Here is a 13,785-nt window from a genome sequence, read left to right on the forward strand (position 1 = left end):
GCCCGACTCCTCGCGTGTCCATGCTTGTCCTCCACCACTGTGGTCCGGGTCCCCGCCGCTGTCCAAGACCAAGCCACTATGCAGCGATTCACGGCGCTTATCGACCGCTGCCCAGCTGATCGATAGCCGCGGATTATCGATCGTGAGCTGAACAGTATTGGACGAACAGGGAGGTTTCTCTGCATCGTGCAATCAGATGCTGCTACACATGCGAGAAAGCGGAAGGACCATGGCGATGTCTGACTTGATCACCCCGGCGGCCGAGCTGACCGACGAATCCCCGAGCATCGCCGATCTTGTCACTGCGGCGGCAATCCGCGACCCGGAGGCGACGGCGCTCATCGTCACCGCCGATCGCACGCCGGTCAGCTACGGCGAGCTGGTCCGGCTGGTCGACGAGCTGGCCGGACAACTCAAGGACGGCGGCCTGCGGCCGGGCGACCGGATCGCGTTGCGCTCGGGCAGCAACGCCGAATTCGTCGTCGGGTTGCTGGCGGCGTCGCGCGCGGGGCTGATCGCGGTGCCGCTGGACCCGGCGTTGCCCGTCGGTGACCAGCGTGCCCGCAGTGAGGTCGCCGGCGCGGGCGTGGTGCTTGTCGACGGCGAGAGTCCCGGTGACAAGCAGGAGCCGGGATTGGTGTGGTGGACGTTCGCGGTGACCGTCGGCACCGACGGGGCGCCGTCGTCGTCGGTCGACCTGGACGCGCCGGCGGCACCGAATCCGGACGTGGCGGCGCCCGAGGGCCTGCACGACGACGACGCGATGATCATGTTCACCGGCGGCACCACCGGGATGCCGAAGATGGTCCCGTGGACACACACGAACATTGCCAGCTCGGTGCGGGCCATCATCGCCGCCTACCAGCTGGGCCCGGCGGACGCGACGGTCGCGGTGATGCCGCTCTACCACGGCCACGGTCTGATCGCCGCGCTGCTGTCGACGCTGGCATCGGGCGGGACCGTGCTGTTGCCCGCGCGCGGGAAGTTTTCGGCGCACACCTTCTGGGACGACATCAACGCCGTCGGGGCCACCTGGTACACCGCGGTTCCGACGATTCATCAGATCCTGCTGGAGCGCGCCAAGACGCAGCGACCGGAACGCGGACAGCTCGCGCTGCACTTCATCCGCAGCTGCAGCGCTCCGCTCACCACGGAAACGGCTCAGGCCCTGCAAGAAACCTTCGGCGCAACCGTGGTGTGCGCGTTCGGGATGACCGAAGGCACCCATCAGGTGGCCACCACTGGCATCGAAGAGGACGAAAACCCGGCCGAGACAACAGGTCTCGTCGGTAAGTCGACCAGCCCGCAGATCCGGATCGTCGGGCCCGATGGTGAATCGCTTCCGCCCGAGGCCGTCGGCGAGGTCTGGCTGCGTGGTCCGACCGTGGTCCGCGGCTACCTCGGCGACCCGGCGATCACCGCCGCCAACTTCACCGACGGCTGGCTGCGCACCGGCGACCTCGGGTCGCTGTCCCCGGCGGGTGACCTGAGCATTCGCGGGCGGATCAAGGAACTGATCAACCGTGGCGGCGAGAAGATCTCGCCGGAACGCGTCGAGGGCGTGCTGGCCAGCCATCCCGATGTCCTGGAGGTGGCCGTGCTTGGGTTGCCGGACAAGATGTACGGCGAGACGGTGGCCGCGGTGATCGTCGCGCGGGACTCGACTCCGCCCAGCCCCGAGGAGCTGACCGAGTTCTGCCGTGACCGGCTGGCGCCCTACGAGGTGCCGGCCACTTTCCTGCACACCGGCGAGCTGCCGCACACCGCCAAGGGTTCGCTGGATCGGCGGGCCGTGGCCCGACAGTTTGGCGGAGCCTGAGAAAGGCTGTGCGCCAACCTCACTGGCCCGACGTCACGTTCCCCCACGCGGCGCGCGCACCCGAATCACCGACCCGGTAGGTCTGCACCAGGGTGGCTACCGCCGCGATGACCACCAGCACCCCGACCGCGGCGTGCAGGGTGAGCTTCATGTCTACACCGTGCGCTTCACGCACGTGCAGTACGGCCAGCACGGTGACCGTCGCCGCCAGCGCCGCGACGATGTAGATCAGGGTGGAGCCGAGTTGCTCGTGGTTGGTGAGCATCGGCGTCTGAGCTCCGACGCGAGCCGCCAACCAGACGCCCGCGGTGGTCGTCAAAGGGGTCAAGACGAGCGTGCCCACCGCCAGCAGCAGAACCAGCCAGATCAGCCGGCGCCGAGCCGCGGGCCACACCACACACAGGATCGCCAGAACCGCCGCCAGCGGAGCGAGGACAACGACGAAGTGATTGAGCAGGATATGGGCAGGCAACCCATTGAACGTTGACATACGTGGATCCAGGGCTCCCAATCTGGCTGTTTATCAAGTGGTTTCAAACAGTAGCTTTCGCTCGGGTCGCAGCGGACTCCGGCATCGGTTCGTAGCGGGCAAACGTTCGGGTGAAGGACGCGGCGCCGTGTGCCAGCGAACGCAGATCGATCGCGTATCGGGTCAGTTCGACCGCTGGCACCTCGGCGCGCACCAGGGTGCGGTCCTGGCCCGCGGTGTCGGTCCCCAGCACGCGGCCGCGCCGCCCGGACAAGTCTCCCATCACCGCGCCGACGAAATCGTCGGGCACCAGCACCGCGATCTCGTCGATCGGCTCGAGCAGTGCGACTTTCGTCGCGGCCGCGGCCTCCCGCAGCGCCAGGGAACCCGCCATCTGGAACGCGAAGTCCGACGAGTCCACGCTGTGGGCCTTGCCGTCGAGCAGGGTGACCCGGATGTCGACCACCGGATATCCGGCGTGCACGCCCTTTTCCATCTGTGCGCGGACTCCCTTCTCCACGCTCGGAATGAATTGGCGCGGGACCGCGCCGCCGACCACCTTGTCGACGAACTCGAATCCGGAACCTTCCGGCAGCGGCTCCACCTCGATGTCGCACACCGCGTATTGGCCGTGGCCGCCGGACTGCTTGACGTGGCGACCGTGTCCTTTTGCCTTGCCGCCGAACGTTTCCCGCAGCGGGACGCGCAGTTCGACCGTGTCCACGGTGACGCCGTACCGGCTGGCCAGTGCCTCGAGGACGACGCCGGCGTGGGCCTCACCCATGCACCACAGCACGATCTGGTGCGTTTCCTGATTCTGCTCGATTCGCAGGGTCGGGTCCTCGGCGGCTAAGCGGCCCAGCCCGACCGACAGCTTGTCCTCGTCGGTCTTGGCATGGGCCGCAATGGCGATCGGCAACAGTGGTTCCGGCATCGCCCACGGTTTGAGCACCAGGGGCTCGGACTTGTCGGACAGCGTGTCGCCGGTCTCGGCACGACTCAGCTTGCCGATCGCGCAGATGTCGCCGGCCACCACCTCGGGTGCGGGTCGCTGCTGCTTGCCCAGGGGGAAGGACAGCACCCCGATGCGTTCGTCTTCGTCGTGGTCGGGGTGGGTATGGCCGCGGGAGTCGGAGCCGTTGGCCTGCCCGAAGAAGGACGAAAAATGGCCCGACACATGCACCGTCGTGTCGGGCCTGATGGTCCCGGAAAACACCCGGACCAGACTCACCCTGCCGACGTAGGGGTCAGACGTCGTCTTCACCACCTCTGCCAGCAACGGCGCTGCCGCGTCACAGGCCAGCTCGGCGTGCGCAGCGCCGTGCGGCGTAAACACCTCCGGCATCCGATGCTCCATCGGGGACGGAAATCCGCGGGTGGCGATCTCGAGCAGTTCCAGGGTGCCGACGCCGGTGCTGCTGCAGACCGGGATCACCGGGAAGAACGACCCGCGGGCGACCGCACGCTCCAGGTCGTCGATCAGCACGGCTTCGTCGATCGCCTCACCGCCGAGGTAGCGCTCCATCAGGGACTCGTCCTCGGATTCCTCGATGATGCCCTCGATCAGCGTGCCGCGCGCATCTTCGATCCGGTCGGCGTCGGCGGGATCCGGCGGCTCGATGGTCCGGGTGCCACCGGAGTATCGGTAGCGCTGCTGTGACAGCAGGCCGATCAGGCCTTCGCAGGCCGGCGCGCCGGTCGGCAGGTAGAGCGGTAAAACCTTGTCGCCGAACGCGTTTTGCGCGGCCTGCAGTGTTTCCAGGTAGTTCGCGCGGGCATGGTCCAGCTTGGTGATCACCACGGCGCGGGGCATGCCGACCTGGCTGCATTCCTGCCAGAGCGACTTGGTCGGTTCGTCAATACCGTCGCAGCCCTCGTTGGCCGCGATCACGAACAGTGCGCAGTCCGCGGCACGCAAGCCGGCACGCAACTCGCCGACGAAGTCGGCGTAGCCGGGTGTGTCGACCAGGTTGATCTTGATGCCGCCGTGCGACAGCGAGGCCACCGCGACGCCCACCGACCGCTGTTGGCGGATCTCGGCGTCGTCGTAGTCGCAGATGGTGCTGCCGTCGGTCACCGATCCCGCCCTGCTCAGCACGCCGCCCGCGACGAGCAGGGCCTCGACCAGCGTCGTCTTGCCGCCGCCCGACGGGCCCACCAGGACGATGTTGCGGACATCGCCAGGACAGGTGGCGGTGGGAGCTGCTCCCGTGCCCACCGAAGCGTTCGCCTTGTCCGCCATGGCCTTCCTCCAGTCGCTCGGCCGGGCACGGTGTGTCCTAGCTCACAGAACGTATTCAGGCAACCTTTCTCCCAACTGCCGCCCAATTCAAGGCCACGGGCCGGCCACAATTACCCGCTGTGACGCGGCGAGTCAGGCCTGCCAGCTCGACCAGCGGTGGACCGCGATCTCGATGACCGGGCCGTCTAGCGAAACCGATTGATACTGAGGGTATTTGGCGCGCAACAGCCGGTAGCCGGTGTGCAGTGCCGCGCCGTCAACATGGATGCGAGCCTCCCCGTCGGCCCGGACCCACCACAACTGCGTCCACTCGTCGGCGTAGTGGTCGACGAGCAGGCTGACCTGTGGGTTGCTCGCGATGTTGGTCAGCCGGCGCAGCCGCTGCGTGCTCTTCGGTTTCGCGTCGATCGCGGTGTACACCAGGTCGCGGGCACCTTCATGGACCGCGAAAACCACCGGAACCAGGTGCGGTTTTCCGTCGGCCGAGCTGGTCGCCAGCCGCGCCACCGGGCAGTGCGTGAACCGGGCTTTGGGGTCGAATTCGCCCACCGAACCAGCTTAGGCGAGCTGAGGGGCGGTAAAGCCGATCAGCGTTCCGTGCGCCCCGAACTAGCTACCTGCATTACGGTGAGGTACACGAAATTGTGCGGTCCAGACGTGGAGGCTGGGCCGCTTGTGGTTCGCACCCCGATGCAGGGAGGTACGGGATGAGCAAAGGGCACCCCCGCTCAGTCTGGTGGTCATGGCTGGTCAGTGTGCTGGCTGTGGTGGGACTGGGCCTGGGCCTGACCACGGTGCCGGCAGCTGCATCGCCGTCGACCCTGGCGTCCGACCAAGTCCGCGACGCACCGATGTTCCCGCTGGACATCGCCAGCCAGGTCGGACCTGCCGTCGTCAACATCAGCACCCGGTTCGGCTACAACAACGCGATCGGTGCCGGCACCGGCATCGTCATCGATCCCGGTGGTGTGGTGCTCACCAACAACCACGTGATCTCGGCTGCCACTGACATCTCCGCGTTCGATGTCGGCAATGGCCAGACCTACGGTGTCGACGTGATCGGCTACTCCCGCACCGCCGATATCGCGGTGCTGCAGCTGCGCGGTGCCGGCGGCCTGCCCGCCGCCGCAATCGGTGGTGGCGTCGGGATCGGCGAGCCGGTGACCGCGCTCGGCAATACCCACGGACAGGGCGGAGCGCCCAGCGTGGTGCCCGGCCGCGTCGTCGCGCTCAACCAGACCGTCTCGGCCACCGACACCCTGACCGGCGCCGACGAGACGCTGGGTGGATTGATCCAGGCCGACACCGCGATCAAGCCCGGCGACTCGGGTGGTCCGCTGGTCAACAACGCCGGGCAGGTGGTCGGCGTGGATACCGCCGCGACCGACAGCTACAAGATGTCCGGCGGGCAGGGCTTCGCGATTCCGATCGGTCACGCGATGGGCGTGGCCAACCAGATCCGCTCCGGCGCCGGATCCAACACCGTGCACATCGGGCCCACGGCCTTCATCGGCATGGGCGTTGCCGAAAACGGCGGCAACGGTGCCCGGGTCCAACGCCTGGTTGACGGCGGCCCCGCCGCGGGCAGTGGCATTGCGCCCGGTGACATCATCACCGCGGTCGACAATGTGCCGATCAACGGTCCCACCGCGATGACGGACGTCCTGGTTCCGCATCACCCCGGGGACGTGATCACCCTGCACTGGAACTCCGGTGGCGCCCTGCGCAGCGCGCCCGTGACACTGGGCGACGGACCTCCGGCCTGATCTGGATGCGCGCAAATGCCTGACCGGAGGCCAATTCGGTTGCCGGGACGGCAGATTAGCGAGGTGATTCCGATCTGCTTGCCTCGGGTACACGTGGCATCGTGGAATTGATGAACGACGCAAACGACGCCTCGAAGAAGGATTCGGAGCACGATCCCGCGGGAGGCAGCCACGTCGAGGGGGGTGTCGTCGAACACCCCAACGCGGAGGACTTTGAGATCGCGGCCTCGCTGCCGGCCGATCCGACCTGGTTCAAACACGCGGTCTTCTACGAGGTGCTGGTTCGGGCATTCCTGGACGGCAATGCGGACGGGTCCGGTGATCTGCGCGGGCTGCTGCAGCGCCTGGACTATTTGCAGTGGCTGGGGATCGACTGCATCTGGCTGCCGCCGTTTTATGACTCGCCGCTGCGCGACGGTGGTTATGACATCCGTGACTTCTACAAGGTGCTGCCAGAGTTCGGCACCGTCGACGATTTCGTCGCGTTGCTCAACGCGGCGCACGAACGGGGGATCCGGGTCATCACCGACCTGGTGATGAACCACACGTCCGATTCGCATCCGTGGTTCCAGGAGTCGCGTCACGACCCGGACGGGCCGTACGGCGACTTCTACGTCTGGAGCGACACCAGCGAGAAGTACACCGACGCGCGCATCATCTTCATCGACACCGAGGAGTCGAACTGGACGTTCGACCCGGTCCGCAAGCAGTTCTACTGGCACCGGTTCTTCTCGCATCAGCCGGACCTGAACTACGACAACCCGGCCGTGCAGGAGGCCATGATCGACGTCCTGCGCTTCTGGTTGGACCTGGGCATCGACGGCTTCCGGCTGGACGCGGTGCCCTATCTCTTCGAGCGCGAGGGCACCAATTGCGAAAACCTGCCGGAGACCCACGCGTTCCTCAAACAGGTCCGCAAGGTCATCGACGACGAGTTCCCGGGCCGGGTGTTGCTGGCCGAAGCCAATCAGTGGCCGGCCGACGTCGTGGAGTACTTCGGCGACGCCACCACCGGCGGCGACGAATGCCATATGGCGTTCCACTTCCCGCTGATGCCGCGCATCTTCATGGCGGTGCGGCGCGAATCGCGTTTCCCGATCTCGGAGATCCTCGCCCAGACGCCGCAGATCCCGGACATGGCGCAGTGGGGGATCTTCCTGCGTAACCACGACGAGCTGACGCTGGAAATGGTCACCGACGAAGAACGCGACTACATGTATGCCGAGTACGCGAAGGACCCGCGGATGAAGGCCAACGTCGGGATCCGCCGCCGGCTGGCTCCGCTGCTGGACAACGATCGCAACCAGATCGAGCTGTTCACCGGTCTGCTGCTGTCGCTACCCGGCTCACCGGTGCTGTACTACGGCGACGAGATCGGCATGGGAGACGTCATCTGGCTCGGGGACCGCGACGGTGTGCGCACCCCGATGCAGTGGACCCCGGACCGCAACGCCGGCTTCTCCAAGGCCAACCCCGGCCGGCTGTATTTGCCGCCGAGTCAGGATTCGGTCTACGGCTATCAGGCCGTCAACGTCGAGGCGCAGCGAGACACCTCGACGTCACTGCTCAACTTCACTCGCATGATGCTGGCGGTGCGGCGCCGCCACGACGCGTTCGCGATCGGATCGTTCGAGGAACTCGGCGGATCAAACCCATCGGTGCTGGCGTTTCTGCGCCAAGCGCCCGACGACGGAGACATCGTGCTGTGCGTCAACAACCTCTCGCGGTTCCCGCAGCCGATCGAGTTGAACCTGCAACATTGGAGCGGCCACACGCCGATTGAACTCACCGGCCAAGTGGAGTTCCCGCGGATCGGACATCTGCCCTATTTGCTGACACTGCCGGGACATGGGTTCTACTGGTTCCAGCTGTGCGCATCGGAGGAGAACTCATGAGTCAGTCAGCCAAGCTGCCCTGGACCGAATGGCTGCCGCAGCAACGTTGGTACGCCGGGCGCAATCGTGAGCTGTCCCGCGCCGAGGCCGGGCTGGTCGTTCCGCTGCGCGACAATCTCGAGCTGGTGCTCGTCGATGCCACCTACGCCAGCGGCCCCGCGGAGCGCTATCAGGTGCTGGTCGGGTGGGACGCCGAACCGGTAACCGAGTACAACACGGTGGCCACCATCGGCTCGGCCGACGACCAGACCGGTTACGACGCGCTGTACGGAACCGACGGCCCGCGGTTCCTGCTGTCGCTGATCGACCAGTCCGCGACGCGCGATGCGGATGGCGCCGAAGTGGTGTTTCGCAAAGAGCCCGATGCCACGCTTCCGCTGGAGGCGTGGCCCCGGGTCGCCGACGCCGAGCAGTCCAATACCAGCGTGATCTTCGATCGGGACGCGATCTTCAAGGTCTTTCGCCGGGTCAGCAGCGGCATCAACCCCGACATCGAGCTGAACCGGGTGCTCGGCCGCGCCGGCAACCCAAACGTCGCCCGACTGTTAGGCACCTACGAGATTGCCGGGGACGACGGCGCCGAGGACACGGCGTGGCCGCTGGGCATGGTCACCGAGTTCGAGGCCAACGCCGCCGAGGGCTGGGCCATGGCCACGGCCAGCGTTCGCGACCTGTTCGCCGAGGGCGACCTGTACGCCCATGAGGTCGGCGGCGACTTCGCCGGTGAGTCCTACCGGCTCGGGGAGGCCGTCGCGTCCGTGCACGCCACCCTCGCCGAAACCCTGGGCACCGCGCAGACCACCTTCCCGGTGGACAATGTGCTGGCCCGGTTGGCGTCGACGGCGGCGCTGGTGCCCGAGCTGGAAGAGTACGCGCCGACGGTCGAGGAGCGCTTCGGCAAGCTGGCGGGCGAGGCGATCACCGTGCAGCGCGTGCACGGTGACCTGCACCTGGGACAGGTGCTGCGCACTCCCGAGAGCTGGGTGCTGATCGACTTCGAGGGTGAGCCCGGCCAGCCACTGGACGAGCGACGGGCCCCGGATTCGCCGCTGCGCGACGTGGCCGGCGTGCTGCGGTCGTTCGAGTACGCCGCCTACGGGCCGCTGGTGGACCATGAGGGCGACAAGCAGCTGGCGGCGCGCGCCCGCGAATGGGTCGACCGCAACCGCGCCGCCTTCTGCGACGGCTATGCGGCCGCGTCCGGCACCGATCCGCGTGATTCGGCGCGGCTGCTGGCCGCATATGAACTCGACAAGGCCGTGTACGAGGCCGGCTACGAGGCGCGGCACCGGCCGGGATGGCTGCCCATCCCGCTGCGTTCCATCGCCCGGCTGACGACGGCCGAGTAATTTTCCGCGACGCATGTGTCGGGCGGGACCAACACATGCGTTTCCTATGCGTTTCCAATGCGATCCGTGCGCGCGCCAACGACCTCTGCTTGCATGGTTGCCGTGGCGAATGAAATCTTCAACAGCGAAACACGGCTGTCCTGGGTCTTAGGGGCGCTGGCGGGTGTGCTGGGTGCGACCTCGTTTCTTCATTCCGCCGGATATCTGGTGACCTTCATGACGGGCAACGCCCAACGTGCTCCGCTCGGGTTCTTCCGCGGCGAGGTGTGGCCTTCGGTAGCCGCGATGCTGCTGATCCTGTGCTTCGTTGCCGGGGTGGTGGTCGCGTCGGCGTGCCGGCGCCATTTCTGGGTGGCGCACCCACACGGACCGACCGTGTTGACCACCTTCAGTCTGATCGCGGCCACCGTGGTGGACGTCATCGACGAGGGATGGAGCGAAAGTGATGTCGACTTCCCGCCAATCGCGCTGATGGCGTTCGGCATCGGCGCGTTGAACACTTCCTTCGTCAAGAACGGCGAGGTGTCGGTGCCCTTGAGCTACGTGACCGGCACGCTGGTCAAGATGGGCCAGGGCATCGAGCGACACATCGCCGGTGGGCGGCCAGCCGATTGGCTGGGTTACTTTCTGCTGTTTTCCAGCATCGTCCTGGGCGCCACGCTGGGCGGCTTCATCGGTTCAGTCGTCAACGGCACCGCGATGCTGGTGGCCGCCACCGCCGTGTGCGCTTTGACGACCGTCTACACCTATTTCCATCAGGACCGCCAGGAAGAGCTGAGAAAAAAGGACGCCAAGGAGTAAGTGGCCTCGGCAGCAGCACTGATTGGTGCGGCTGCTGCCGAGGCCGACTTTGCCATGCTCAGCCGGCGGGAGCGGCGGCCGGGGCCGGCGGTGCGGTCGCCGGCGAGTTGAGCACCTGCAGCATGTCGGGCTTCATCGCCATCAGCTGCTGGTTCCAGTAGGGCCACGAGTGAGTTCCGTTGGCCGGGAAGTTGAACACGCCGTTGCGTCCACCCGCTGCCACGTAGTTGTTCTGGAACTGCTCGTTGGTGCGCAGCGTCAGGCCCTCGAGGAACTTCGCCGGCATGTTGTCGCCGCCGAGGTCGCTCGGTGTGCCGTTACCGCAGTACACCCAGACGCGGGTGTTGTTGGCGACCAGTCGCGGGATCTGCAGCATCGGGTCGTTGCGCTTCCACGCCGGGTCGGTCGAGGGGCCCCACATGTTGTTGGCGCTGTAGCCACCCGAGTCACTCATCGCCAAGCCGATCAGCGTCGGCCACCACCCATCGGAGGGGTTGAGGAAGCCGGAAAGCGAAGCGGCGTAAGGGAACTGCTGCGGGTAGTAGGCGGCCAGGATCATCGCGGAACCACCCGACATCGACAGCCCCACCGCGGCGTTGCCGAACGGCGACACCTGCTTGTTGGCCTGCAACCACAGTGGCATCTCCTGGGTCAGGAAGGTCTCCCACTTGTAGGTGTAGGTCTGGCCGTTGCTTGCCGAGGGCTGGTACCAGTTGCTGTAGAAGCTGGACTGGCCGCCGACCGGCATGATCACCGAAATACCGGACTGGTAGAACTCCTCGAACGCCGGGGTGTTGATGTCCCAGCCGTTGAAGTCATCCTGCGCCCGCAGACCGTCGAGCAAGTAGACCGCGTGTGGTCCGCCGCCCTGGAACTGGACCTTGATGTTGCGGCCCATCGACGGTGATGGAATCTGCAGGGTCTCCACTGGAAGACCCGGCTTCGAGAACGCCCCCGCAGTCGCCGAGCCGCCGACAACAGCGACCAGACCGGACAACAGGGCAGCGCTTACAACCGCGATCGCCAGTCGGCGCGGCCGAAATGTCGCAGCGCCACGCAACTTCCCAACGAATGTCATAGCGATTACCCATCCCACTTTCATCTGCCGCGTCGCGCGGTGGAATCTGTTCTCCGGGAGTGAAACACAGCGGGAGGGTCGAATTCGTTTGTCACGGCCGGGCCCGCAGATCGCGGTTGGCTAACGATTCAGAGTCGCCCAGTTATCATCTCGGTCAGGTCACGATCGGCTGCCGGAACCGTGCCACCCCCTTGCGAACCGATCGCGCATGCGCTAACGCCTAGGCGACCAAGCGGCGCAAAAGCGTTGAGGCGGTGGTAATTCCAAGCAGCGCCGCGGCGGCCAGCACGACGAAGTCCAACCAGTTCAGCGGGGTGCCGATCAACAGCCCGCGCAGCGCGTCGACCTCGTAGCTCAGCGGGTTGACGGTGCTCAGCACACGCAGCCACGACGGCATCACGTCGACCGGGTACAGCGCGTTCGAGGCGAAGAACAACGGCATCGTGATGGCCTGTCCGATGCCCATCAGTCGATCGCGATTGCGGACCAGTCCGGCTAGCGTCATCGACAGGCAGGCGAAGAATGCCGCGCCGAGCATCACGGTGGCCATGGCCGCCAGGATGCGCAGCGGGTTGACGGTCAGGCCGACGCGCATCAGGTAGGCCAGGGCCAGCACGCCGACGACTTGGGCAACCGAGCGCACACCGGCCGCGAACGCCTTGCCGGTGATCAATGACGCCGCCGGTGCCGGCGTCACCATCAGTTTGGACAGCACGCCGGCGTCGCGGTCCCAAATGATCTGGATGCCATAGAAAATCGAGATGAACAGCGCCGACTGCGCGATGATGCCCGGGGCCAGGAAGGCCTGGTAGGACACCGACCCGGTGTTGATGACACGCAACTTGCTGAAGGTGGTCCCGAAGATCAGCAACCACAACGCCGGTTGCACCATCCGGGTGAGGAGTTCGGTGCGATCGTGCTGCAGCTTCTGCAGTTCGACGATCGCGAACGCGCCGACGCGGCCAAGCGTCGCGCTGACCCGCTGCCATCCACGGGGTGCACGCACCAGCGTGGCGGCCGGGATTTCGCAGGTGTGATCAACTGGCACGGCTGGCAACCTTTCTGCTGGAACGGATTTCACGGAAGTCGGACTTGGATACCTCGGACGACGCGGAGTCGTCGTGCAGGTCCGTGGACGCGTAGTGGCGGAAGACGTCCTCGAGCGTCGCGCCGGACGACACCTTCGACTTCAGCTCAGTGGGTGTGCCCACCGCGCGCAGGACGCCGCGATGCATCAGCGCGACGCGATCACACAAGGCGTCGGCTTCCTCCATGTAGTGGGTGGTCAGCAGCACGGTCATACCGAACCGGGCCTGCATGCTCTGCACCTGGTTCCACACGCCGTCGCGCGCGATCGGGTCCAATCCCACGGTCGGCTCGTCGAGCACCAGCAGCGACGGGCGATTGACCAACGCCTGCGCTACTTCCAGGCGGCGCACCATGCCGCCGGAGTAGGTGCCGGCCAGTCGGTCGGCCACGTCAATCAGCTCCATCGCGTCCAGCGCCTGCTTGACGCGGTCGGCGCGCTCGGCGCGCGGGACGCCGTAGAGCCGGGCGAACCATTCCACGTTCTGTCGGCCGGTCAGCGCGGGCTCGATCGAAAGTTGTTGCGGGACATAGCCGATATTGCTGCGGATGTCGACGGTATCGCGACGGGAGTCCATCCCGAAGATGCGCAACTCGCCGTGCTGCACTGGGGTCAGCGTGGTGAGCATCCGCACCAGCGTCGTCTTACCCGCGCCGTTGGGTCCCAGCAGGCCCATGGTCTCGCCGGGCCGCACCTTGAGCGTCAGGTCGTCGACGGCGGTGAAGTGTCCGTAGTGAAAGCTCAGGTGCCGGCAGTCGATCGCCATCGGTAATTTCGTCATCATTTCTCCTGTAATCTGCGGGCCACCATGTCGAGAACCTCTAATCCCTTTGTCAGAGAATCGATTTGGTCGTCGCTGAGTTCTTGCAGCACCTCGGACAGCAGCGCGCGCCGGGCGGCACGGGATGCGTCGACGATCTGCTGGGTGGGCTCGGCGAGTCGTAGTTGGCAGGCGCGTCGGTCGGTCTCGTCGACGGTCCGGATCAGCGAACCGTTGGACACCAGCTTGGAAACCATCGTCGACGCGGTGTTCGGGACCAGGCCGAGTTCGCTCGCCGCTGCGCGGACCGAGATCCCCGGGCGGCGGCCGACCAGCCAGAGCAGCTCCGCCTGAGCTTCGGTGAACCGGGCGGAGTCCAGCCCCCGGCCGGCGGATCTGCGCAGCTGGCGGCGGAATCGGCCGACGACGCCGAACACCTCGCCGACCAGGTCGGTGTGCGATTTCAGTGCTTGCATATATAGCTCTGTTTACGAGCTATATATGTGTGCAGGCTGTGTA

General features: G+C 66.3%; 12 protein-coding genes. 5 read left to right on the forward strand and 7 right to left on the reverse strand.

Annotated elements, in window-relative coordinates; genetic code table 11:
- Positions 1–229 precede the first annotated feature (229 nt).
- A complete protein-coding gene (locus tag ACAG21_RS11105) occupies positions 230–1,819 on the forward strand; it encodes a FadD7 family fatty acid--CoA ligase (protein WP_370496098.1) in 1,590 nt (529 codons plus the stop codon).
- A gap of 19 nt (positions 1,820–1,838) precedes the next feature.
- On the opposite strand, the gene ACAG21_RS11110 is transcribed toward ACAG21_RS11105, so the two are convergent.
- The 3 genes from ACAG21_RS11110 to ACAG21_RS11120 form a co-directional block, all read right to left on the reverse strand.
- The gene (locus ACAG21_RS11110; protein ID WP_370496099.1) at positions 1,839–2,309 is read right to left on the reverse strand and encodes a DUF2231 domain-containing protein; all 471 of its coding nucleotides are present in this window, start codon (positions 2,307–2,309) and stop codon (positions 1,839–1,841) included.
- 43 nt (positions 2,310–2,352) lie between these two features.
- The gene (locus tag ACAG21_RS11115; protein ID WP_370496100.1) at positions 2,353–4,530 is read right to left on the reverse strand and encodes an elongation factor G-like protein EF-G2; all 2,178 of its coding nucleotides are present in this window, start codon (positions 4,528–4,530) and stop codon (positions 2,353–2,355) included.
- Positions 4,531–4,662: 132 nt separating this feature from the next.
- Positions 4,663–5,079 (reverse strand): TIGR03668 family PPOX class F420-dependent oxidoreductase, encoded by a 417-nt coding sequence (locus tag ACAG21_RS11120; protein WP_370496101.1) that lies wholly within the window; start codon positions 5,077–5,079, stop codon positions 4,663–4,665.
- A gap of 158 nt (positions 5,080–5,237) precedes the next feature.
- On the opposite strand from ACAG21_RS11120, the gene ACAG21_RS11125 reads away from it, so the two are divergent.
- The 4 genes from ACAG21_RS11125 (at position 5,238) to ACAG21_RS11140 (ending at position 10,341) form a co-directional block, all read left to right on the forward strand.
- Entirely contained in the window at positions 5,238–6,296 is a 1,059-nt protein-coding gene (locus ACAG21_RS11125) for a S1C family serine protease (RefSeq protein ID WP_370496102.1), read from the forward strand.
- A gap of 110 nt (positions 6,297–6,406) precedes the next feature.
- Complete coding sequence (gene treS / locus ACAG21_RS11130) at positions 6,407–8,191, forward strand: maltose alpha-D-glucosyltransferase (protein ID WP_370496103.1); 1,785 nt, start codon at positions 6,407–6,409, stop codon at positions 8,189–8,191.
- On the forward strand, positions 8,188–9,540 hold the full coding sequence (locus tag ACAG21_RS11135; protein WP_370496104.1) for a maltokinase: 1,353 nt from the start codon (positions 8,188–8,190) through the stop codon (positions 9,538–9,540). The genes treS and ACAG21_RS11135 overlap by 4 nt, the downstream gene beginning before the upstream one ends.
- A gap of 102 nt (positions 9,541–9,642) precedes the next feature.
- Positions 9,643–10,341: a YoaK family protein gene (locus ACAG21_RS11140; protein WP_370496105.1), complete on the forward strand. Its 699-nt coding sequence runs from the start codon at positions 9,643–9,645 to the stop codon at positions 10,339–10,341.
- Positions 10,342–10,399: 58 nt separating this feature from the next.
- Here the strand turns inward: ACAG21_RS11140 and ag85C are convergent, their stop codons facing one another.
- The 4 genes from ag85C to ACAG21_RS11160 all read right to left on the reverse strand — a co-directional run bounded on the left by ag85C (position 10,400) and on the right by ACAG21_RS11160 (position 13,742).
- A complete protein-coding gene (gene ag85C, locus ACAG21_RS11145; protein WP_370496106.1) occupies positions 10,400–11,419 on the reverse strand; it encodes a diacylglycerol acyltransferase/mycolyltransferase Ag85C in 1,020 nt (339 codons plus the stop codon).
- A gap of 220 nt (positions 11,420–11,639) precedes the next feature.
- The gene (locus tag ACAG21_RS11150; protein WP_370496108.1) at positions 11,640–12,467 is read right to left on the reverse strand and encodes an ABC transporter permease; all 828 of its coding nucleotides are present in this window, start codon (positions 12,465–12,467) and stop codon (positions 11,640–11,642) included.
- Complete coding sequence (locus tag ACAG21_RS11155; RefSeq protein WP_370496109.1) at positions 12,457–13,290, reverse strand: ATP-binding cassette domain-containing protein; 834 nt, start codon at positions 13,288–13,290, stop codon at positions 12,457–12,459. Before ACAG21_RS11155 ends, ACAG21_RS11150 begins: the two co-directional genes overlap by 11 nt.
- Positions 13,287–13,742 (reverse strand): MarR family winged helix-turn-helix transcriptional regulator, encoded by a 456-nt coding sequence (locus ACAG21_RS11160; protein WP_370496111.1) that lies wholly within the window; start codon positions 13,740–13,742, stop codon positions 13,287–13,289. The genes ACAG21_RS11155 and ACAG21_RS11160 overlap by 4 nt, the downstream gene beginning before the upstream one ends.
- Between the last annotated feature and the right edge of the window lie 43 nt (positions 13,743–13,785).

Origin of the sequence: Mycobacterium sp. pR1184 (assembly GCF_041287235.1) — a bacterium.
Taxonomy (GTDB): Bacteria; Actinomycetota; Actinomycetes; order Mycobacteriales; family Mycobacteriaceae; genus Mycobacterium.